Source organism: Nostoc sp. LEGE 12454 (assembly GCF_056620565.1).
In genome coordinates this window covers 1-23,870 of sequence record NZ_JBWQXL010000037.1, presented here as the reverse complement: position 1 = coordinate 23,870, position 23,870 = coordinate 1, and the positions used below count along the sequence as shown (strand labels likewise).

Genomic DNA, 23,870 nt, shown 5'->3' with positions numbered 1-23,870 from the left:
AGAATTAATTGTTCAATAGATAGGGAGAACAATCTCAAATTCAGTTCCCTCAGTGGGCTGAGAACGCACAGTTAAAGTACCGCGATGTTGTTGGATAATAGAGTAGCTAACAAATAACCCCAAACCTTGACCGCGACCAACGGGCTTTGTGGTAAAAAACGGTTCAAAAATCCGCTCTTGCAGACTCACAGGAATCGTACTATCTGTATTGGCGATCGCAATTCGTAACCATTCACGATCTATCACTCCAGTACGAATCCGAATTTCTGGGTGTTGGCTGCTTTGAGGATTATCTCGAATCGCATCAATGGCATTGTTAATAATATTCAGGAAGACTTGATTCAACTGGCTAGGATAGCAAGTCACCAGAGGTAGATCGCCATACTCCTTAATGAGGCGCACTTCGGGTTGATTTTCAGAAGCTTGTAAGCGATGTTGCAAAATTAACAGCGTGCTTTCAATACCACTATGTAAATCTACAGCTTTGATTTCGGCTTCATCTAAGCGAACAAAGTTGCGTAAACTCTGGACAATTTTGCTGATGCGATCGCTACCAACCTTCATAGATTCTAAGATTTGATTGGCATCTTCAAACAGAAAATTGAGGTCAATTTCTTCTTGCTTATCTTGAATAGCTCGACTAGGTTGGGGATATTCCTGCTCATAAAGCATCAGTAAACTCATCATGTCTGCGACATAATTTTCCGTATGGATGAGATTACCCTTGATAAAATTAACTGGATTGTTAATTTCGTGAGCAATCCCAGCTACCAATTGACCAAGGGATGACATTTTTTCGCTATGAATTAATTGTCCTTGAGTTTGCTGCAATTTTTTCAAGGTCTGCTCTAAATCTTGGGCTTTTTGGTTGAGAGCTTGGGTTTTGTGTTCTACCTCTGCTTCTAGGGTGTAAGAATAGTTTTCGGTTTGTTGATACAGACGGGCATTTTCCACAGAGATGGCGGCTTGGCTTGTTAAAAGTTGGAGAATCTCGATGCGATCGCTGGTAAAAGCACCTAAAGTTAAGTTGTTCTCTAGGTACAAAATACCGATGAGTTTTCCTTGGCGACTAATGGGAGTACATAAAACTGATTTGGGCTGGTGAGTGATAATGTAGCGATCGCTGGCAAATTGCACTGCTGTACTCAAGTCTTCAAACACAGCTGTCTCTTGAGTTCTTGCTACTGCATAAATCAAACTTTGGGGAATTTCTGAGTATTGCTCTAAGGGAATTTTTAAGGTTTTTACTTCTTGTTGATCGGCTTGAGCTACAACTAACCATTGTTCCTCTTGGCGAAGAACCAAATGACCGATTTGTGCGCCAGCATTGGCGATCGCGATCTGCATCAAGGTTGCCAACAGTTTCTCTAATTCAATTTCTTGAGAGATGGCTTGTGCGGCTTTCATCACCGCTTGTAAATCTAAGTATAAATTTTGGTTGCTAGAACTTTTAGTTACACTTCTCATCAAAGTTAAGGGGATAGTTGCCGTAGATGCGATCGCAAGATTAGGCGATTGGAGAAGGGCTGTTAGTAGTTGCGGATATTGTTCTTCTAAATGGGTAACTTTCGCCTTTGCACCCCAATGGGCGTAGCAGTAGTAGGCTTGTTGCATATAGTCTGCGGCCAGCTTCTCTTTGCCCCAAGCTAGGTAGAATTTGGCAGCCAGCTCATTGCTGAGTGCTTCTTCTTGGATATAGCCGTTTTCTTTTGCCCCCTGAATGGCTTTTTCATAGTAGGTCATTGCGTCTAAATGACCCAAAATTTTTGCCCGCTCTGCTTCAACTAAATCATATTTGTGCTGATGATTGGCGGGAGCGTGGAACGCCCACTGACTCATCAATTTCTGGTTTTCTGCAACTTTTTCTAGTGTTGATTGTTGCTCTGCCTGATTGCCATTTGAACAGGTAGCCAAAAGAGCAAGGGAGTAGTAGAAATTATGTTCCGCAAACTGCAAGAAGCCAACCATGTTTCCCCGGTATTTTTCGGCTTCTTGAGCATAGATCGGTGCCTGCTGATAGTCCTCAAAGATGAACAGAAGAATGGTCTTTGCCAGATGGAGCAGGAACAAGAGAGTTCCGTTTTGAGTTTCAATTAAAATCGGCAGTATTTTTTGCTCGTCGAAACTCTCCCCAACGAGTATTAGGTGATCTTCTGCTGCTCCCATCAAATTCAACACGAGCTGACGACAAATTTGCCCGAAGTAAATTTGATACTCTTGTTTGAATTTCAACAACAAATCGATGTATTTTTGCTGTTGCTGATTCACCTGTTCCAGTGTTTCGCCGACGAAGAAAAGATAGTTACAGTACGAGGAGGCGTTGTAGCAGGCATACTCTATATCACCCGCTTCTAATCCAACCTGAATAGCTTCACGTAAGGGAGCGATCGTTTTGCGAGCGGGTTCTTGCCAGTGCCGCACAAACACATCAAAAATGTTAACCACTTTTGCATACAATTTCCTCTCGTTGAAGCGCTCCAGCAATTTTAATCCTAATTTTCCAAACCGATAGCCTTTTTCAATTCCGGTTGGGCTACCACATAAAACCAGACCATAAAAGGTGTAGCCAAATGCCGAAAATGCCGAGTTGCCAAATTGAATCGATAAGTTCACTAACGTGTAAGCAATCAGTGGTAACATATCTGGTTTAGCGTTTAGGCTGGGAGTGACCATTGCGATCGCAATTCGCATGGCTGCCAACTTGTGCGGATCGAGCATCTCTGGCAGGTTCATTAAATCCTCGATCGCTAACTCCAGTGGGGGTTCTTTAAACAGCGGTTCACCCAAAAACTCCAGCACTTGTAGACAGATGTCGATCGCTGCCAGCATTTGATTTTGAGCAATGTAGAAATAAATCCTGATTTCATACATCTTCACCTTTTGCAGCAAATCCTGGGCGTGCTGAAGAACAATTTCTGAAAGCTGTTCTGCCTGCTCGAAATGGGCAGTCAGGTATTCAATTTCAGCCGCTTCTGTATAAAGAGCAAGGGTCAGGTCGTAATCATGTTCCCAACCGTTTTCTGGAAGCACTGCTAGTCCTGCTGTAAAGTATTTACTTGCCGTTTCATAGGCGGTTGCTGCCTTGGCTTTTTGTCCTGCTTGCAGGTTCATTTGAGCCAGTTCATGGCGTTGAGCTAGATTTAATTCTTGCAGCCTGGAGATTTCGTCACCTTTTTGTGCATTCAACAATCCAGGAGAAGTTTTTTGAGCCGTCAATCTTAGACCGTAATTCAATTGATTGACAATTTCAAAAATTTTCCCTTCTCGCTCTGCTTCAGGCGTATTTGCCCACAGTTGTTGCCCAATTTTGAAGTGGGTAGACTGTTTTCGATCTTCTGGAATCAGACCGTAGGCAGCTTGTTGGACGCGATCGTGCAAGAATTTATAAGGAACGACAATCTCACCACCGCGATCGGTGTTGCCTGAGTTGTTTGATTGGAAGAACTTGTAGGTTTCACTAATGGGGAGAATCAGCCCTTCTTGTAACGCCGTCCATAGGTTGGTCGCTATATCAATAAGTGATTTTTCAGAGACCATTGCCAAGGTCTTCAAATCAAATTGGTTGCCAATACAAGCCGCTAGTTTCAAAACCTCCTGTGTATCCACCGGAAGTTTCTGCAACTGCAATGCCATGAACTCTACCACTCCATCGGTCAATGCCAACTGCCGCACCGAAGCCAGATCGCATTGCCAGTAACCCAGTTCTGGCTGGAACTGAATCCAACCCTCCTCGTGCAGTGCTTTGAGAAACTGCGTTGTAAAAAAGGGATTCCCTTGGGTTTTCTGGTATACCAATTGTGTCAGAGGTTGAGCCAGTTCACTGGGACAACTTAAGGTGTCTGCCACCAACTGATTCACCGTTATTTCCACCAAGGGTTCCAGGGTAATCGTATTGACGGTAGCTTGGGCTTGCTGAATCTGCTCCAGCGTCAGTATCAAGGGATGAGTCGGAAAAACTTCATTATCTCGATAGGCACCCAGAATAAGTAAAGATCCAGAACTGGCTTCACTCATCAATAATTGCAGCAAGTTCAGAGAAGCCGAATCTGCCCATTGCAAATCATCTAGAAACATCACCAGCGGATGCTCAGGGGTGGTGAAAACCTCGATAAATTTCTGAAAGAGCAAATTGAAACGATTTTGGGCAGCATTACCAGATAGTTCTGGGACTGGCGGCTGTTGACCGATAATTCGCTCTAGTTCAGGGATCACATCAACGATCGCTTGTCCGTTTTCACCCACAGCCGCCAAAATTTTCGCCTTCCACGCCGCCAATTGGACATTACTCTCACTCAGCAGTTGTCCCATCAAATCACGAAAGGCTTGCATAAAGCCACTGAACGGAATATTACGCTGGAACTGATCGTACTTGCCTTTGATGAAGTAACCGCGTTGTCTGACAATCGGTTTATGGACTTCATTGATCGCCGCAGTTTTACCAATCCCGGAAAATCCTGCTACTAGCATCATTTCTGAACTGCCATTAGCGACGCGCTCAAAAGCTTTGAGCAAGGTTGCAACTTCTGTTTCTCGCCCATAGAGTTTTTCGGGGATAATGAAGCGATCGCACACATCCCGTTGTCCCAGGACAAAACTTTCTATTCTACCCGTTGCTTTCCATTGATTGAGACAGCATTCTAAGTCATGCTTCAAACCCAAGGCGCTCTGATACCGATCTTCGGCATTTTTCGCCATCAACTTCAATACTATCTCTGAGACGATCGCGGGAATTTCTGGATTAGTGCTGTGTGGGGCGAGTGGGAGCTTGGCTAAATGACAGTGTACTAACTCCATCGGATCGTTGGATTGAAAGGGTAATTGTCCAGTCAAAAGTTCGTACAATGTCACCCCTAAAGCATAGAAATCACTACGATAATCAATACCGCGATTCATTCGTCCGGTTTGCTCTGGGGAAAGATAAGCAAGGGTTCCTTCCAACACATTAGGATTTTGGATTTCCTGGGTTTCGCGGGGGAGGAGAGAGGCAATGCTGAAGTCAATCAGCTTGACTTGTTGCGATTCTGGATGAATCAGAATGTTAGCGGGTTTGATATCTTTGTGGATGACTCGATGCTGGCAGACATCATGGAGAATATCAGCAATTTGTCGAGCTATTTCTAAAAATTCCCGTAAAGATAGGGAATAATTTTGGGTATAATCTCGTAGGGAAATGCCGCCAAAGTCTTCCATCACTAAGGCATAGCTGTTACCGTATGCTTCTAGGCTTAATGGATGGATTATGCCAGGAATGTTGAGATTTTTGGTAATTGTATACTCGTTACGAAACTGTAATAATTCATGAAAGGTGGGGTAGTCTTGCTGTAATAGTTTAATCACCACCGGACGCTGACTTGACTCCTGCACTGCTCGATAAACTATTGTCTGAGAACCTGCATATAGCTGCTCAACAATGGCATAACCAGGGATATACGGCAATGGATTGGAGTAGGGGATTGCTGCCAGTGTCGTCATAACGTCAAGCTAAAATCTTTAGAAGAAGTTTGTAATTTTAATATTTCCCAAAAATTTGGCAGAATAAACATTACGTAACTTGTATACATAATTAATTGAGCCACAACTAGGCAGAATTCAATGCTGTTTGCACGAAGATTGTCAATGGCAGTTATATCAACAAGTATGCGAACAGTTAGTGCAGCAGTTCTAGATTAAAAGGGGAGCAATGCGATTTTGTGAGATGACCTACCTAGAGAGCGATCGCTAATCAACTCTTACGTATAAATTAGACTTCTTGCAGAAGTGGGGGAAAGGGGAAGGGTTAAAGGGAAAAGGGATGGAATTTCCCCTTTACCTTTAACCTTTCCCCAACCGGAAAGCAAAAGTTACTTTTGCAAGATGTCTATTGAATATAGTGCGGCAATTCCTTCAAACGCTTCATCCAAAATCGCCACTATCGGGAATGGTCAAAAATAACAAACCATACCCAATCCCTAATCTTCAGGCTGTGATGATTTTGGATGCTTCTGCAATTTTCAAATTGTGGTGATTTTGGATGTTTCTGCAATAGGTTCAATTTGTATGGGTAAGGCTTTTTCTTCAAAGATGGCTAAGTCGAACCAAAAAGTGGTGCCAATGCCGACTTCACTCACTAGATGGACTTTACTACGATGTCTGTCGATGATATTTCTAACAATCGATAAACCTAAACCCGTGCCTTCTAGGGTATGAACTCGGTTTTCTACGCGGAAGAAGCGTTCAAAAATTGAGTGTTGATCTTCTGTGGCGATGCCAATTCCAGTATCGGAAATTTCAATCCGCACTGGTGCAAATTCGGTGTGACTGGGGTTGAAATCTAGTTGGTAGGCGCGGATTGCTACTTTACCACCGGCTTTGGTGAATTTAAGCGCATTACCAATCAGGTTGCCAAACACTTGTACTAATAGATCGTAATTACCTAATACTAGCGGCAAATTAGGGGCAACTTCCTGAACAAGTTCAACACCTTTATCTTTTGCATTGAGTTGGTAAGTACGCAGGGTTTGCTCGATCGCTTGGGCTAAATCTACGCCATCAAAGCTGTAGTTGCGACCAGATTCGAGTTTTGATAAATCCAAAACATCGTTAACTAAGCGAGTTAGGCGATCGGTTTCATGATTGACTGTTTGCAGAAACTCTTGCCGTTCTTGTACAGCCAAGTCTTCGCCGTAGTCGTGCAGGGTTTCAATATAAGTTTTAATGTTAAATAAAGGCGTTCGCAGTTCGTGAGAAACGTTGCTGATAAATTGACTTTTTGCATCGTTTAGTTCGACTTCACGGGTTATATCTTGAATAGTAATCGCAATACCTTTGATGCTTTCTCTTTGCAGGTTGAGTACTGTAGTCAAGAGAATACGGATCGTCCGTGGGGTGGGTTGGTTGATGAAAATTCGGAATTCGGCGCTTTCGCATTCGCCTGCTGCCATTTCGTACAAGGGACGGGTGATTTCGATTTGTACTGATGCTGGCAAGTGATGCAAGACATTGCAACCTACTACATTAGCGGCTTCCCAGCCAAAAATTCGCTCTGCTGTGGGGTTGACTAAAATCACTTGCATATTGTTATCAATCAACACGGCACCATCTGCGATCGTGGAAACTAGGGTTTCTAGCTTGGCTTTTTCTGCGGTTAGTTCCTCAATATTCTGTTCTTCATAGCGCTCTAATCGCTCTGCCATCTCATTAAAGCTTAAAATTAATTCTCCTAGTTCGCCGCCTAAAGGTAAATTAATGCGCTGCTTAAAATTCCCGGTAGCAATTTGCTTTACCCCTACCAGTAGTTCTTTAATCGGCTTGGTGATGGTCAAAGCGTTAATCACTCCTGCCAAAATCACCATTACCCAAATGGTGATAAAAACGGCAATGGTGACATCGCGGGTAAAATTGGTAGAGATAACAGCGGTCTGATTGGGGTTGAACCCGATCGCTAATACACCTAAGTATTTTTTATTGACGATTAGGGGAATAAATACATCGGTAACTGTCCCATCTGGAGTTGTGTGTTGCCGCACCATCGGCTTTTCCCCATCACCAGGGTAATCTTCTGGCAGTTGTATCCGCCGTTTAATGGTAAGGGAATTTTCTACCTCGGCTTCCCAAAAAGGAATGCCAAAAAAGATTTCCCCGTTTTCATCGGCATAAAGCATATAACGCACGCTAGAGGTGCTGCTATAGAAACGTTGGGAAAATCGGGCTACCTCGGTGAGATTATTGTCCGCGACCAAGGGGGCAACGTTGGCAGCAAGCAGCAGCCCTAAATCACGACCAAAGCGGGTGTCATTCATCCGCGCATCCTGCTGGATTGTATTTACAGCCCAGAAGGTCAAACCACTCATCACCAACGAAACTACCATTGTGGCCACAGCCAGCAGTTTAGTCTGGAGAGTGAACTCCGACCACCAACTTGCGATCGCATCTCGAATTGATTTGAATAGATTTAGCATTTTAAATAAAGTTGTTAGTAGTCTTTGTTATAAAGCCCAACAACTAAAAAATTAACAGTTAATTTGACAAATATGTTAGGGAAATGGGGAATAAAGCAGTGTAAGAGGTATCCCGATTAAGGTGGTCTTAACGAATTTACCTCATTTCAGCCATAATAGTTAATATCCAGTTGAGAATTAACGCCTTAAACTCATTTTTGTGACTATTGGTTACGCACAGATGAGCAGTCTAACAAAAATCCAACCTGTCGTGATTTTGAGCTAATTATCCGACTCAGGTTAGCGCTAGTAAACTTGAACTCAGCCCAAGATATTCCAACCGAAGCGTCAACGCTACGATGCTACTGCAAAATCTGTGTGCTGCCGCATCTTAGGCTCATGGAATGCCAACACTATATCTTCCTTGGCAACACCTGCACGAACTAGGTCAGTTGCGATTCCATCTTCAGTCCAATCTTCCTCAATCCAGAATTTGCAATCTCGAATCCGAACGTAGACAGTCATACCAGTAATGCGTTCGCCATTTTGCCAACCAAGGTTCATCCAAATATAGTGACCCTTTGGCTCATCGATAATTAAGAATGTTTCGATGTCTCGGTTAGGACGACGGTTACATAGTTCTACATACTCCGTCAGGATACGCTTAATTATCTGGGGATACTCAGTTAATTTATCCATTGGGTGATTTTCTCTGTTTCTGTATCGACAACAATGAGTGGAAGTTGATGTTTGTGGAGGATGAGTTGAATCACATCCTGGTTGAAAAAGCAATTATTAAGCGATGCCTACGGCGGCAAGCTACGCACTGACAGCAAGGTAAAGTTTACGCTCTGGTGCTGTTTCCTCTAAAAGATAACGCTAGATGTCATACTGACCGAGAGCTTCTTTCAAATCTTGTATCTTTAGATGCGCCAACAAAGCTTTTTACTTCAACAACAAGTTTTTGCCCATCTCGTTCAGCCCCAATTGGGCGTTCAGCACCGAGATCGGCGTATAAGGTTGTTCTTCGATACTGAATTACGTAGGGGTCGTCTGTAATCACCCAACCGTCCTTGATGAGTGCGTTTTTTACCGCATTATGGATAATGTCTAACTTGGGCATAGCTAGAGTATAAGTCAGCCTCGTTGCCTGATGGAAATTAGCGCCAGCCTTAAAGCTGATATCAAACTGGGTTTGGATTGGATGCCTTGAACATTAAATTAACTTTGCAAGGAATTGAAGGTATTTTAACGCATAAGCTTTAAAAAAATTTACAAACCGACTTCTAGCTCCAAATTAGTTTGCAAAGTATCCAGTCTAGGAGTGACCCATTTTTCATGCCAGTAGCTTACTAAATCTATTTGAGTAAAATCTTTCCATACCAGCTGATTTGTATTTCCCAGCAGATACTCCTGCCAATTCTCAGCCAGGATGCAACGATAATATCCTCTTTGCCAACCAATACTAAGCATATCTTCTGACAAGCCAAGTTCACGTAAACCTCTTTTCAAGATACGCATTTTCCAATTTGGTCCCTCGCCAAATTTATAACTATTAAAAACATCGTCTGGTACAACTTGTCTAATTAGTTCCCAACTACCATTCGCTGTTATGTGAAGATGGCTTTGCCCTTTCGTATAATCTATAAAATCCCAGTTTGCTAGGCGATTATAGATTGCTGACTTACCAAATGCTCCTAGTGTATCGATATAAACAAGATAAGGCTTTTTATTTTCTCCAGTAATAACAGAAGGACTATCTTTATATTTTTGATAAAAATCTTGACGAACTTTTGGAAACATTAAAGTAAGGGCAATGAGCTTAGAGCCAAGTACCTTATTATATGGCGGGATTGCTCCAAGAATATATGCAGTCATGCAATTATATAATCGTTGCATTTTTTGATCTTTTGTCCACCCGATAGATTGGTCATCTCTGACACCCAAACCAATAACGGGATCACAAAGACCAACTATTCCGATCAACTTATCGTTTTGACGATCAAAGACAAAGTATCGAATGCGTCTTCCATAACCGACTGTAACAGGTACAGACCAATAGGAGGTAGCAAATCCCCAAAGTCGTTGGTGTTCGGTTTTGGATTCAACCATAACGAGATAAGGATTAATTCTAGATATATCAATATCTGAAGGCTGTGCGAGATATTTCTGAACTTTACTTTTATACTCTTGTCCTTTTGAATTCGTTTGTTCAGCTAATTTTCGCTGAACTTCTCTGAAGTCTTCTACAATAACTTTACGTGTTTTTTCGTGCCATATAACTCCATAATCTTTTAGATTACTAATAATTTTTCGCTTCAGAGCTAGTTTGTGCTTTTCTTCCATCATGTTTTTTATCTGAAAATTCGTAAGATTGCACTTCTAGCCCAAATTAATCTTTAGAATTTAGCCTCTGGATAAACCTTTCCTTCTACAAGCTTTTCAAACTCAGTAACGCGCACAGGAAGCGCAAAAGCTTGATCGGATGAAACCATATAGAGATTACCTGCGATCGTCTCGCGCTGAATAAAGTTTGATATCACTCCATCATAGTTGATGTTGGACTTTACGAGTGCCTTAATATCATCGGAATTGCCCATATGAAAGGCAAAGAAATTTTCTGCTTGGGTTCTAATTTCATCAGAAATCGCGGAGGGGCGTTGTGTTACAGCAACTAATCCTAATCCAAATTTCCGTCCTTCTTTTGCCACTCTGACAAATGGATTTGCATTGGATTTTACAAATTCGTGAGATAAAACATTTTGGGCTTCTTCTACAAAGACAACGGCATTAACAACTTCTTCTGGTTCATCCGAGGTAAATTTCTCTTTGTTGCTCTCAAAGAGTTTGCGAACCAGAATAGTTGAAATAATACTGGCATCCATGTTGTCTTTTAAAGATAAATCAATAATGACAGTCTTCCCTTGCTTTAGATATTTGAATACATCTTCAATAAGCTTTGATGATCTGGAATGTAGATTACCTTCATCAATTAAATGACGAATTCTCTTTATGATTGCCATGATTGTTTTTCTGGCAGAGACATCCTCTTTAAGGTTGCCTTTTGCATCAGTCTTCTGTTCGCCAAAAAAATCAGAAAAATCTTGATGAAGTTTGCTTGGGTTTTTAACATAGTCATCAATATTTCCAATAAAGCCAGGTACACCTTCCTCATCAAGGTATAGAAGAAAAGATTTCATAACTTCAGAAAAACCAGCCCCAAAATTCAAGATGTCACCTACTGCTAAGTGCTTATGCATATTGAGTGTAACTTTACCGCCGAAAATGAATCGATTTTGTTTCGTATAAATATCGGGTAGTTTCTTGTCAGTATACACGACAACATTATCCCGAATTGAGTTTTCATTGATATCTCCCAATCCGTATGTAGCCGTGCCACGTAAAAAATATTCACCATTCAAATCGAAAATCAACTTTCCATATGAAGTATCACGAGTCATATGGTAAAGAAGTACTTTAACAAGATTGGTTTTTCCGAAACCAGATTGGGCAAATACCATCGTGCGTCTGCTACGCAACTTATCAATCCTAAAAAGAATTGGTCCTTTATCTTTGAAGATCGTTTCTCCTACACATAGATATCCAATTTCAACACCATTTTCATTCGTTTTATTGAGGATTGATTCTATCTCACGCTTGTTCAAATGTCTTGCAATATAAGAAACTGTTGGTAGTTTCCTCACAGCAGTTGTGAAGGCGATCGTAGAACCACTGTCTGTAAATGTGCCTAAAATACAAACTTTGTATGTATAGCTGAACATCTTTTGTTTATCACGTTCAGAAAGCTCCCTTTCTGCAATTCGAGCATAATGTACAGCAACCAAAGTTTTTTCTTGTGACTTGAAAATAGGATCTTCGTCGTATATTTCAGCCTCAACCCTTGCAAGATACTTTGTACTACCCTCATCTTTTGGAGTCAAGACGATAAAATCACCAGTTTGTGGACTGGCTTTAGCGTCTTCATAGGAAGAATAGATTAATAGTGCATCCTCAGTTGTTTTTTGACCATATAGAACACCAAAATCTGCTTTGTTAGCTTTCGACATAAAGAGTCCTCTTAAAATCTGTCATGCATATTTAGAAAAAGATTTTCAATATCAACGTTATCCATTCTCTGATCTCTATAAAGAGAGTACTTTAGACGAGCGATTATTTCTTCTTTAAAGTTCTTTTTTAGAGATATAAAATTGTGAACTTCACATAGCGGATAAGGATATCCAAGAATATAATGTTCCTGGGTGAGTCGAGTTAGCTCTTTAAATATTAAAGCCAGTTGTGCTCTATCTCTTTCAATGGTGTTTGATCCAATTTCTGGAATAGCATCAAAGATATTGACATCCAGTATAAGCCAATCGTAGTTTTGTAGCTTTTCCACATAATCTAACCGAGCTGCCATAAACAACCCAAATCCTCTTCCTCCGCGAATCGATTTCTTGATAAACATATCTCCCTGATATGCTGCCTTGAGAACTACATCAGGCACTTCAAACCAGCAACAAAGTTTCTTCCGCTTTGGATCTGTTTCTACAAAAGGATATTCATACTTAAGTTGATCCTGAAGATAATTATCAATCTGTTTAAATGTATAAGCTAGTTCCATCTTGGTAAAAGATTGTTTAGTAACAGCAACTACCTTAACTCCTTTATAATGAGCATATTCTCCTAACTTCACTAAGTAAGACTGTTTCACTTGTAGAGGGCGTAACGTACCATCTCGTAAAATAAAATCTCCAGCCTTTGTTTCTGGACGTTCAATGATTTCAAGAATAAGCGCAATCTCCAAAACTTCCTGACAGAATCCCAGTAGGGTTGATAGATTTGCACAAATTTGTTCTCTTTTGTACGCGAAAACCTTATCTGGTACATCTGCTAAAAAGTTGAATAGACATTTTATTGGCTCTAAAGTTAGAAGCTCATCGTAAATATCATTCAAGTGACCTGGATGTGTAATAAGAATATTATGTGGATAATATGCCTGTCCAAGTATTACTGGATCGTCTAATAAGTTCATTCTAGTCTGCTTACCCTTGTGAAAGCAGATGTAACCAGCAGCATAAATAGCGATGCATAGACCGTTGTAGAATTGCTCACTGTTATAACTGCCATCTATCGCATAAAATCTTCTGTCACTGTCATCAATTTGATCGAATGGAATGATTTCAAATATTTGAGGAGTTTCTATATTCTCTTCGTGCCCAATCACAGGAATACCATAATTTTTGTTGCTTCTTGTGTTGATATGTTTGGCAACCAACTCAATAGCACTATCAGGGATTTCTTTTCCTGGCATATCTTACCTTTAAGAGTATTGCTTTAGAAGATTTTACCTAACGTTTTTCATCTTAGTATAATATTTGTCGAGTAGCTTGTCGTATAAGCATTATCATTTATGTCTACGATGCCTAAACATAGTTCAATCTAGGCATCGTTAGCTACCCTATGCCTGTTAAGTGTGCGGTATTGTCCATGCAGTGTACCCGATTGTTAGCTAGCCTATTGGTAACAACAGAGCTTCATAACGGCAGAATCAGTCGCACAAATTCTTGAACAAGCAACATCATGCAATCGCTTATGGAATTTCCCCCTACTTTGCCCTAACCACTCTATGCCCAATATCTCTTCGGTAATATATTCCCTCAAACTGGATATATTTGATCCCTGCGTAGGCTTGAGCGATCGCTTGCTCAAAATTTTCTCCAATTCCCGTCACATTTAATACTCGACCCCCATCTGTAACTATTTGTTGTTGCTGGTTCAATTTCGTACCTGCATGAAATACAGTTGCTCCTGCTGCTTCTGCCTGCTCAATACCAGTAATCACCCGGCCCTTTTGATATTCTCCTGGATAACCACCGGAAGCGGCAACGACAGTGGCAGATGCTCCCCCTTTCCAAGCAATGGGCGGCAATTCACTTAAGCGCTGCTGTACGCAGGCTAGAATCAACTCTTCTAAGGGTGTTTCTAACAGTGGCAAAATCACCTGGGTTTCGGGATCGCCAAAGCGACAGTTAAATTCCAAAACTTTCAAGTCGCCATCGGGTGCAATCATTAACCCAGCATACAGCACGCCTCGGTAATCAATGCCTTTAGCTCTTAAGGTGGCGATCGCTCTTTCTAGTACTTCTGTTTGAATGCGTGCCATCAACTCTGGTGTAGCGATGGGTGCTGGGCTGTATGCTCCCATCCCGCCAGTATTTTCGCCTGTATCGCCGTCACCAATCCGCTTATGATCTTGCGCTGGCAACAAGGGTCTAATTGTTAACCCATCAGTCAACGCTAAAACTGACACCTCTTGCCCAGTCAAACATTCTTCAATGACGACAAATTCACCAGCACTGCCAAATTGTCCTTGAAAAATTGCATCAATGGCACTTTCTGCCTGTGCAACTGTTTCAGCTACCGTTACACCCTTACCAGCCGCCAAGCCATCAGCTTTGACAACAATGGGCGCTCCCTGAGATTTGACGTAAGATTTTGCTGCCTCAGCCTCCGTAAATACCGCAGCCTGTGCCGTCGGAATCCCTGCTTCTTGCATTAAAGCTTTTGCCCAAGCTTTACTCGCCTCAATTTGCGCTCCGGCTCTGACTGGGCCAAATACCATCAATCCTTTGTCTTGGAGGTAATCTGTGATTCCCTTAGATAGCGGAACTTCTGGCCCAACTATTACCAGAGTTATGCCATTTAAGAGAGCATATCGGCTCATCCCCTCAAAATCGTCTACTGCTAAGGGCAAATTTTGGCAACGTTCCATACTTGCCGTACCCCCATTGCCTGGTACACAGATAACTTGCTCAATTTGCTTAGATTGCAACAGTTTCCACGCCAGAGCGTGTTCGCGCCCTCCATTACCGACAACTAAAACTTTCACTAATTTCCTCGTGCGTCCCTTGCAAAATGAGAATACCTGATTCAACTCTCGCGGATCAATTTTTTCATCAATTCTCACACTTGTGCAAGTTTCTGATGATTTAGTATACCTCTTGTAAAAGTCCCCTAATATTCCACTCCCAGCCCCTCACCGCCTGCCTACGGTGTCACACAAGTCGAATTACCCCCCTTAATCCCCCCGATGTATTGGGGGGAAACCGGAAAATCTAGTTCCCTCCCCTTTATAAGGGGAGGGTTAGGGTAGGGTAAAACCTTGGTTACTCAATTTTAGCCATTAAATTCCAACTGCATTTATTCTAAAAATTAAATTTCACTAATTAGTAAAGTTTTAATTTTTATTGCTAACAATTACTAAATCAAGTTAATAACATATTTTCAGCACAAGTGTATTAGTTAAATTATCTTTTCTGCTGATACGACTCAAATTATCTATGAAAAAATCCTCAATCAATAACCAATTTTTGATTATAATTATTAACCTGTGAATATAACGGTTGATCGGGATACAAAAAATCAGCAAAATGGTTAAAATTATCGTTACTGGAGTCGCAGGCTTTATTGGTTCTCATCTTGCAGAAACATTGCTACAACAAGGAAACGAAGTAATCGGGATTGATGAATTCAATGATTATTACGATCCGATGTTAAAGCGAAACAATGTTGCACACTTATATCGTTTACCTGGTTTTGCATTAATTGAAGGAGATATGCAGTTTTTAGATTGGCAGAAACTCCTAAAAGATGTTGATGTAGTTTACCATCAAGCGGCACAAGCAGGGGTCAGAGCAAGTTGGGGTAAAGCTTTTCGAGGCTATACAGAACGAAATGTTAACGCTACACAAGTTTTGCTGGAAGCAGCTAAGGATGCTAAACACCTAAAAAGATTAGTGTTTGCCTCTTCATCTAGTGTATATGGTGATGCCGAAACATTACCTACTCACGAGAGAATTTGTCCTCAACCGGTTTCTCCTTATGGCATTACAAAGCTAGCGGCAGAGTTTTTATGCGAACTGTATTACAAGAATTTTGGTGTGCCCTGTGTGACATTGCGCTATTTCACAGTTTATGGCCCGAAACAGCGCCCAGATATGGCATTTCATAAGTTTTTTCAATCCATTTTGCGCGATGAGGCGATTCCTATTTATGGCGATGGCCAGCAAACGCGGGAGTTTACCTTTGTTAGTGATATTGTCGCCGCTAATTTAGCCGCCGCTACCGCACCCGAAGCAGTGGGAGAAATCTTTAATATCGGTGGTGGGAGCAGGGTAGTTTTAGTAGAAGTCTTAAATACAATTGAAGAAATTGTTGGGAAGCCAATCAAAAGAAACCATATAGAAAAAGCGATGGGAGACGCCCGCCACACTGCTGCTGATGTATCTAAAGCACAGAAAATTCTTGGATATCAGCCGCAAGTCTCTTTAAAAGAGGGTTTGACGCAGGAATGGGAGTGGGTGAAATCTTTGTATTCCCTATCTTCCTAATTTTCCTCATTTTCTTTATCTGTTTAACCGTTTTGCCCTTAGTTGGTAGTCAAAACAACACTTTGGCGCACAGCACGCTTGCGATCGCTTTTACGAGTACCTCCAGCCATCTGATACTCATGGCTATTTTTTCCAAACTTATAAGCAACGCCAAGTAAAATTTTTTCAGAATAATCTGCCAAATCCCGTTCATTTTCGGTGATTTGAGTTAATAAAACATCAATAGTAGAGAGAGTAGTATTGTAGGCTTCTAAAGATTGACGGAGATTTTCAATTTTATCAGTATAATCTTTAACTGTTAAACTATCTCCTACATCTAGAGTAGGACTAATAGATTTAATACTTGCCAAGCGCATTTCAGCTTTGCTCAGAATACGTGAATCGCGTTTGTGCCTTGCCATTAATACTCCTTTGCCTGAAAAAATAACCTAAACTTTTAGTAATTCCATAGTGAACAATTTTTTAAAAGGTTGTCCTGAGTAAAATTATTTATTTTTTTAATGACTAAAATTTGAGTAATTTCACCAATTCTTATCCTCCCTCTCTCCGTTTCATAACCCAATACGCTTGGGTTAAAAAAAATTGTAGGTTGGGTGAAGCAAAGCGCAACCCAACAAAGTTATGAAAATGTTGGGTTTCGTTGCTCAAACGCTACTTGCTTCTTCCAGGGGGAGACGCTGCGCAAACAAGTCGGGAAACTTCCCATGCAGAGCATGAGAACGAGATAAACGAAGTTAAAGCAGAAGTTGCTACAGCAACAGCGGAAGTTCTTGCAGGGAAGACGGAAGTTGTTACAGACTGCGCAAAACACCGAAATGTCAAGGCGGAAGTTGTTACAGACTGCGCAAAACACCGAAACGTCAAGGCGGAAGTTCTTACAGGGAAGGCGGAAGTTGCTACAGACTGCGCGAAACACCGAAACGTCAAAGCGGAAGTTCTTACAGGGAAGGCGGAAGCTGCTACAGACTGCGCGAAACACCGAAACGTCAACCCTGGAGCAATATTTTTTGATGTATTAAGGACTTCCAACAAATAAATTATGCAATCTTGCAGGGATTGACCAAGATTTTGCACAAAGCGATCGCTTTGTGAGTTTATCCATCTCAGCAATAATGAAAAGTTTTATCAATAATTAATTTCTTGGAAACCTAAATACCTTCCCTTGAAAAAGAGATAGAAGAGGGCGTGAAAGCATTCTCGTGTTTGAGATTGGTTTAATCAAAGGCATTGAGTTTAGAAAAAAACCTCTAACGCGATCGCAAAATTCCGAAATTGACTAATTGGGTAGTGGAGAAGGAAATAACAGCGATTTTAGTAATATCGCAACGGTAAATAAAGATGCATTCGATAGTTGTGTCAATCAATCCTAATATTATCCTTCTGGAGGCTCTATGAATTTTCTAATTCCGAATGAAAATAGTAAACCCAATCCCAGTCCTAACAGTACTAACCCAATTGAAAGCCAAATTATGGCAATGACTAGTAAAGAAGATTTACAGCAAGAATTAGACTCAGTTCGTGCTAATTACCAAAAATGGCAAGGCGATCAAACTGCAATAATAACGCAAACTAGACTGGCGCAAATTATTCATCTCCGTGCTAATCAGATAGGAATTCAACTAACGTAATCGAATTCATATTATGCGTATGTGAAACAAATTTGCTTTTTCCTATTCACAATTAGCAGTGTTTTGCTCCCGGTAAGCTTATCTGACTTTTCACGGTATCTGGAAAACCTCTCTCTAAATCTCTCTCCTTTTAGGAGAGAGACTTTGAAATTTCCCCCTTACTGCATCGGGAACGGGGTTAGGGGGTTAGGTATTTCGTGGCTTTTCTACATAACGTGAAAAGTCAGATAAGCTTATGGTATTAACGTTAACCTCCAAAGTTAATAAGAACGTGAACAATCATTAGTTTAGAAAAAAATCTCTAATGCGATCGCAAAATTCCGAAATTGACTAATTGGGGAGTGGAGAAGGAAACAACAGCGATTTTCCCAATAGTGCGAGGGTAAGTAAAAATGTTCAAAAGAAAATCTTTAATCAGTGTCGTCATTCCGATTACTATTTTGTTAGGAAGTTGCGGAGCTAATTTTCAGTCTGTAGAAGACTTTAGCAAGAGCAGAGAGATAGTTAAACGAGCTTCTAATGATTTTGCTGAAGATATTTATCAATCTTGTTTACGACGTACTAGATATGTCAAATTAGTTCCCGATGATGGAATCACTGATCGCAACAATCGGCGAGAGAGTTGTGAGACAACTGAACGAGTTAGCTCTGATAATTTCAAAACAGTAGTCAGTATTTTAATTGACTATATGGATGCTCTAGGTGCTATAGCAAGCGGAAAAAATTTATCTTTAGATAACTCAATAGATGACTTGGGTGAAAGTCTCAAAAATTTATCTATTCATACCAACAAACTAGATTCAGATGCAGTGGATGGAGGCAGTCAAATTCTTAAAGTCTTATTTGATTTAGCGACTAAAAAAATTCGAGAGGATGCTCTCCAAAAAGCGATTATTTGTACTAATGAACCTATTCATAAATATATTACTGGTAATTCAGTTCCAGCAACTGATGAGAATGGAGTTGATCTTTATAAACCTGCTAAAGGAGGCTTAATATTTCTTGTAAACGACAACTACCTTAGTAAAAACGGAACTTTAGGCCAAGAAACAGACGCGATTAATACTTACTATAAATCCTACTTTATTACTTTAAATGAGCTAGGTAAAGATATAATTAATCCAAGTAATTATCAACAAGCTGTCGAGCGAATCACAGTAGGTGAAAAATTAACAGAAGACTACAATAAAGCTATGGAAATAGTGGCTGACAAAGAACAAGCAGCTAGGGCTTATAATCAAATTCTTGTTAGTACAGTTAAAACTCATAATCGACTAAGCAAAGAATTTGCAGAAGGGCTAAAACCTAAAGATGTTAATCAATTGTGTCAGTTTAATACTAAAGTATCATTCAAAAAAGTTGATGAAAAAAAAATGAAACGCATTCAAAGAATACTCAATGAATACGTCATATCAGTAAAACCTCTAGTAGAGGAAGTCGATCGCGCTTTTTAACTAGATTTTATCTAAAATTTTCCCATTACAAATTCATTGTTAAAAAAAATGAGAGTTATTATTTATGTCCTTGATAGATAAGGTAAATGAACTAAGAAAAACTCTTGAAAAAAGAGCAACAGAGCTTTTTAAGGCTAAAGAAATTAGTCAGAGTGACTTGGAATCAATTAATAATGACTGCCAAAAATTTGTGGATTTTGCTGCCAAGCTCAATAGCATAGAATTAAATAAAGTTTTAACTGATATAAAGGAACCAGCCCAAAAAATAATTGAGGCTATTAATTCTCTTGATGAAGCAGCTGCAAAAATTCAAGGAGTTCAGAATTTTTTTGATATTTTAAGTCCACTAATCAGATTAGGGGAAGCTGTTTCAAATGCCATTGTAAACGGCGGTGTAGCTGCAATTGGCAATATAGTTAAGCAACTTAAAGATACTGGCGATCGGCTTAATACCTAATACCATTTCTTTATGAAGCAGCGCCAAATTTTATTTATTTGTGTCCTACCCTGCGGGAAGCCATTCGTGTCTATGCACCTTTGGCGGTTCATTTCTAATATGCTTTGGTGCATCTTCATAAAGAATTGATACAATAAGATGTACAAAAAGTAGGCTACCACACAAGCGATCGCACTTTATTTGAGCTAATGAATGTTGGGTTTTCTTACGTCAATTCAACCTACGAGGATGAGCGATCGCACTGCGGTTGACGGCAGGTTATCGTATTTACCAACAACGAGTAATTGCATAATTGTCTAATACTCTATCTACACTAACGATCGGGATCTTTTCTGTGAGTGCTTGAGCAAGCAAAAGCCGATCAAAGGGATCTTTATGATGGAATGGCAGAGTCACGATTGCGGCTGCATGAGCAACTTTAATTGGTAATATTTCAAATTCGTTAACTTGGATTTGATGCTCCATCCATGTTTCAAAATTTTCAGGAATTTGATACTTACCAATACTAACTTTGATGGCAATTTCCCAATAGGAAGCAGGACTGAGCAAGATGTCATTGAGGGGATCGACAATCAAATCACAGGCAACTTGACTAAGGGCGCGATCGTTGAGTACAAACCAGAGAAATGCTTGAGTATCGAGCAGAAATTTCATGGTATGTAGTCGTTAAAGTCTTCCAAGTGGGTTTCATCTTCGGACACAATGGTTAGGGTTCCAATTGCAGTACCGGGCTGGCGAGGCTTCCGGGGTGGTTGGAATTCGCCAATCAATCTGGCAACGGTGCGATTGCCGGAAAAAATCTGCACTTCTTCACCGGGTTGGAGATTTGCAATCAGTTCGGGTAAACGAAGTTGAGCTTCTGTTAATGGAATCCGTGTCATTGTTTTGTACTTCTATGCGTTAGCTTAAAGCTTTGGCAGAGCCATTGCTCTTGCTTAATTTTACAAGTATCTTGAATTTAGGCGATCGCCTATCTAATTAGTTTAATCCTTAGCTTACCTATTCCCATGATTGAAATTCATCAATGGCGCTACGAATTAAGGAAGTTATTTGAGCGCGCCGGGTTTCAAAGTTGGCGGCAATATAAATTAGTAAGATGCCAACTAGCAAGCCAACAACCCATTTTAAAAAGGAGTACTGCAAGCTGAAAATTACCGATTGATAGATTGTAGTAATTAAAAAAGTGGCTGTACCAATGTAGAGAAAAGCCCGTACTCGCAAAGCTAATCCAGCAAAAATAGCGATGAGACTAAAAACACCCGGTATCCAGGCTGTATTTTGATGAAATAAAATTGCCCATCCACAAATTAAACCACTCCCTAGCACTCTCAGAAAATGACGAGATGTTTTGTACTCTGGTAGCTTCAGTTGGGTATCCACTTGAGCAATATAAAGCAGTGATAACCCAATTGGTGTTACATACCACAAAGCATCAGTCAGCTGTAAGGAATCAAACCAACGGTAAAGTGCCCAATCAATCAACGCCACACTAATATAGGTGAAACGAATGTTTTCACCTACTTTTGCTAAAAAGATGTAAAATCCAGCTGCGAGTACTAAGGTAATGGGGTAAGTTTGCAGTCTGGTTTCCCATAAAATTATCAGAGGTATGATGTATGCAGCTTGTTGCCAAGGTCTTTTAGACCAACCCCAATTTTCCCAAGGTAGGATGTACAAAAAGTAGGCTACCACACAAGCGATCGCACCATTCCAAGGAACTAATGGCCCAGCCCAAAATCGCCCTACTGCTGTCTCTTGCCAATAAATCCTCATCCCGGCTACCTCTAATAAGCCAAGGTAAACCCACATTTCGGCGATTGTAATTCCTGCAAATATGCTGGGGGAAGTACGCGAATTTCGTCCCTGAAAGACGGCGTAGCGAATTAAAAATACTCCTGTTCCTAATCCCACCAAACGGTTAACTGCAATGGGAAGAGGAATGGCAGCCATTAATAAACAGCTACTCCAAACCCAGTGAATATGAGCAATTCTTTTCAATTCTTGGGGAGTTAGGTGTAAGTAGCTAACAAGCCAAGGCGACAAAATGCGGTAAGCATACATGATACTCGCACCAAGGGCAGACATGGCAATTAATCCATCACCTAATGCTCCTCCTGAAGCTTGTGACATTTGATAGAACAAAAGTTCATAAGCAGAAATTGATATGCCAATAGTTCCTAAATACAGCAAAGGTTTGAAGCTCTCGTGCCGTCGCCCCACGCCAATAATAATTAAAGCTACACCCAAGGAATACAAACCTGTCCACTCGGTAAAGGTGTTCAAACGCAACAATACACTGAATGCACCATAAATTAATGGCAAAATGTGAAGGCTGCTAGGAAACCTTTCTAATTGATGTCGTCGCCACCACCACTCGCCGACAAGTTGAGTAATTAAACCCAAGGCGATGTTTGCAATTGCAATTCTCACAATTGAGCGTTCCCCCAACCCTTGGGTAATCAACAATTCCAAACACCAACCAATACCATAAAATGCCCAATTTGTCGGTTCGCGCCAACTGCGATAAACAATGGCTGCCAAGGTAATTACAGTGGCAATTAAGAACAAAAATCCTGAAGTCGTAAACCCTTGGTAAATCAGCACTGAGTGCAGCGTCAAACTTAATAATTCAACACTACATAAGGCGATCGCCCATTTATCGCTGGCGGCTGCATAGATAACTGCTAATTCGTTACCGCGTTGGTTCAAAATAGTCCGCGCTAACCATAAACTTAGAGTTGCGATCGCTCCTACAACAAACCAACCTGCTACCGCTAGACGAGGTAAACCAGGTACACCCGTCCATAGCAGCACCCCAATAAAGCTTAAAACAAATCCTTCTGTAATTACCGCAGATAATTGGTTTCGCAAATAGCGCGTATTTACAAACATCAATCCAGCACCTACAGCCAAACCGATTAATCTGATTTCTGGTAGTTGTAAAGTTAGTAGCTGGGCAACTATTACAGCCAAGACACTCAAGTAACGGCTAGTAATCCGCCGCTCTATAATTGCGGCATTGGCAACACCCGTCAGAGCTAAAGGCGTAACTAGCCATAAAACTCCCCAATCAGATCGGCTATCAGTGATGCCATACCAAGATGTTTCTGCATTCATCCACAAAAGGAAAAAACTCGCTGCGGCTAATCCTAAACCGATATCCCATGCGCTACGTTGCCATAGTCCTTCTTCCAAGCTGAATCGCCATTCTGCAACCATGAGAGCCAATAAAATACTTGCCCAACCTTGTTGAGTCAGGCTGGGAAATAACCAATTAATCGTAAAGCAAAATGTCAGCACCCCCATGATATGAGTTAGGTATACCAGAGGAAGGGATGAGGGAGAGCGGCGTTGAGTAACAAATGCCAGAGTGGCGGTAGAAAATAACAGATTTAGCGATCGCAATGCAGGATTTACTAGAGCGATCGTTGTTAAAAAAGCTCCAAATAACAGAGCGAGCAGTTCGCCAAACTCAGCTAATTCTCGCTTTTGGCTGCGATAGAAACTATCTGTAAGCGCCACCATCAAAATTACGTAGGGAAATAAAGCTATACCCAGTAGCGCCCAAGGTTCATTTTGAGAATTGGTGAGTTGAGTACCAGTTGCGATCGCTAATTTCTGTAAGTTATCGGGTACTAATCGCCAACCTAGCAAAATCGTCTCTAAGCCGATGACGAAAACCCCTGCAAAGTCTCGCTTAAAACTGTACCGCCACAAGCGACTCCCCACAAACCACAAACCCAAACCACTGACAGCTATTGCTTGCCAAGGATAATTTTCTACCGATACCACCCAACCCAAAAAGAGTAAAACGCCCCCAAGTCTTTCCCAGAGTAAGAGAGACGAGGGAGACAAGGGAGACAAGGGAGACGAGTATATTAATGTTACCTCCCCTGCCCCCCTGCTCCCCTGCTCCCCTGCCCCTCTGCTCCCCTGCTCCCCTGACCCTCTGCTCCCCTGCTCCCCTGCCCCTCTGCTCCCCTGCTCCCCTGCCCCTCTGCTCCCCTGCCCCCCTGCCCCTCTGC

General features: G+C 41.1%; 16 protein-coding genes and 1 pseudogene. 5 read left to right on the top strand and 12 right to left on the bottom strand.

Translation table 11 applies throughout. From position 1 onward, the window contains the following. Positions 1-12 precede the first annotated feature (12 nt). The 8 genes from AC1F2U_RS26550 to purD all read right to left on the bottom strand — a co-directional run bounded on the left by AC1F2U_RS26550 (position 13) and on the right by purD (position 14,805). Entirely contained in the window at positions 13-5,472 is a 5,460-nt protein-coding gene (locus tag AC1F2U_RS26550; RefSeq protein ID WP_480263817.1) for a trifunctional serine/threonine-protein kinase/ATP-binding protein/sensor histidine kinase, read from the bottom strand. Positions 5,473-5,990: 518 nt separating this feature from the next. Then, entirely contained in the window at positions 5,991-7,937 is a 1,947-nt protein-coding gene (gene nblS, locus AC1F2U_RS26545; RefSeq protein ID WP_480263816.1) for a two-component system sensor histidine kinase NblS, read from the bottom strand. A gap of 333 nt (positions 7,938-8,270) precedes the next feature. Beyond that, positions 8,271-8,615 (bottom strand): element excision factor XisI family protein, encoded by a 345-nt coding sequence (locus tag AC1F2U_RS26540; RefSeq protein WP_480263814.1) that lies wholly within the window; start codon positions 8,613-8,615, stop codon positions 8,271-8,273. Between the two features lie 187 nt (positions 8,616-8,802). After that, positions 8,803-9,039: an element excision factor XisH family protein gene (locus AC1F2U_RS26535; protein WP_480263812.1), complete on the bottom strand. Its 237-nt coding sequence runs from the start codon at positions 9,037-9,039 to the stop codon at positions 8,803-8,805. Between the two features lie 149 nt (positions 9,040-9,188). After that, entirely contained in the window at positions 9,189-10,265 is a 1,077-nt protein-coding gene (locus AC1F2U_RS26530) for a Druantia anti-phage system protein DruA (RefSeq protein WP_480263811.1), read from the bottom strand. Positions 10,266-10,315: 50 nt separating this feature from the next. After that, complete coding sequence (locus tag AC1F2U_RS26525; protein ID WP_480263810.1) at positions 10,316-11,983, bottom strand: ATP-binding protein; 1,668 nt, start codon at positions 11,981-11,983, stop codon at positions 10,316-10,318. Between the two features lie 11 nt (positions 11,984-11,994). Then, positions 11,995-13,227, bottom strand: a complete 1,233-nt coding sequence (locus AC1F2U_RS26520; RefSeq protein ID WP_480263809.1) for a hypothetical protein — start codon at positions 13,225-13,227, stop codon at positions 11,995-11,997. Between the two features lie 294 nt (positions 13,228-13,521). Further along, the gene (purD, locus tag AC1F2U_RS26515; RefSeq protein ID WP_480263808.1) at positions 13,522-14,805 is read right to left on the bottom strand and encodes a phosphoribosylamine--glycine ligase; all 1,284 of its coding nucleotides are present in this window, start codon (positions 14,803-14,805) and stop codon (positions 13,522-13,524) included. A 541-nt stretch (positions 14,806-15,346) separates the two neighbouring features. Here purD and AC1F2U_RS26510 point away from each other — a divergent pair. Beyond that, positions 15,347-16,306 (top strand): NAD-dependent epimerase/dehydratase family protein, encoded by a 960-nt coding sequence (locus AC1F2U_RS26510; protein ID WP_480263807.1) that lies wholly within the window; start codon positions 15,347-15,349, stop codon positions 16,304-16,306. Between the two features lie 38 nt (positions 16,307-16,344). Here AC1F2U_RS26510 and AC1F2U_RS26505 read toward each other — a convergent pair whose 3' ends face one another. Continuing rightward, entirely contained in the window at positions 16,345-16,707 is a 363-nt protein-coding gene (locus AC1F2U_RS26505) for a hypothetical protein (protein ID WP_480263806.1), read from the bottom strand. Positions 16,708-16,946: 239 nt separating this feature from the next. On the opposite strand from AC1F2U_RS26505, the gene AC1F2U_RS26500 reads away from it, so the two are divergent. The 4 genes from AC1F2U_RS26500 to AC1F2U_RS26485 all read left to right on the top strand — a co-directional run bounded on the left by AC1F2U_RS26500 (position 16,947) and on the right by AC1F2U_RS26485 (position 19,845). Next, a complete protein-coding gene (locus AC1F2U_RS26500; protein ID WP_480263805.1) occupies positions 16,947-17,342 on the top strand; it encodes a hypothetical protein in 396 nt (131 codons plus the stop codon). A gap of 355 nt (positions 17,343-17,697) precedes the next feature. Then, a complete protein-coding gene (locus tag AC1F2U_RS26495) occupies positions 17,698-17,934 on the top strand; it encodes a hypothetical protein (RefSeq protein WP_335004959.1) in 237 nt (78 codons plus the stop codon). Between the two features lie 392 nt (positions 17,935-18,326). Then, positions 18,327-19,388 (top strand): hypothetical protein, encoded by a 1,062-nt coding sequence (locus AC1F2U_RS26490; RefSeq protein WP_480263804.1) that lies wholly within the window; start codon positions 18,327-18,329, stop codon positions 19,386-19,388. Positions 19,389-19,452: 64 nt separating this feature from the next. Beyond that, on the top strand, positions 19,453-19,845 hold the full coding sequence (locus AC1F2U_RS26485) for a hypothetical protein (RefSeq protein ID WP_480263803.1): 393 nt from the start codon (positions 19,453-19,455) through the stop codon (positions 19,843-19,845). Between the two features lie 267 nt (positions 19,846-20,112). Here the strand turns inward: AC1F2U_RS26485 and AC1F2U_RS26480 are convergent, their stop codons facing one another. The 3 genes and pseudogenes from AC1F2U_RS26480 to AC1F2U_RS26470 form a co-directional block, all read right to left on the bottom strand. Then, complete coding sequence (locus AC1F2U_RS26480) at positions 20,113-20,499, bottom strand: type II toxin-antitoxin system VapC family toxin (protein ID WP_480263802.1); 387 nt, start codon at positions 20,497-20,499, stop codon at positions 20,113-20,115. After that, positions 20,496-20,726: a type II toxin-antitoxin system Phd/YefM family antitoxin gene (locus tag AC1F2U_RS26475; RefSeq protein ID WP_099102097.1), complete on the bottom strand. Its 231-nt coding sequence runs from the start codon at positions 20,724-20,726 to the stop codon at positions 20,496-20,498. The genes AC1F2U_RS26480 and AC1F2U_RS26475 overlap by 4 nt, the downstream gene beginning before the upstream one ends. 118 nt (positions 20,727-20,844) lie before the next feature. Further along, positions 20,845-23,676: pseudogene (locus tag AC1F2U_RS26470) on the bottom strand (DUF2157 domain-containing protein); the annotation flags it as partial. Between the last annotated feature and the right edge of the window lie 194 nt (positions 23,677-23,870).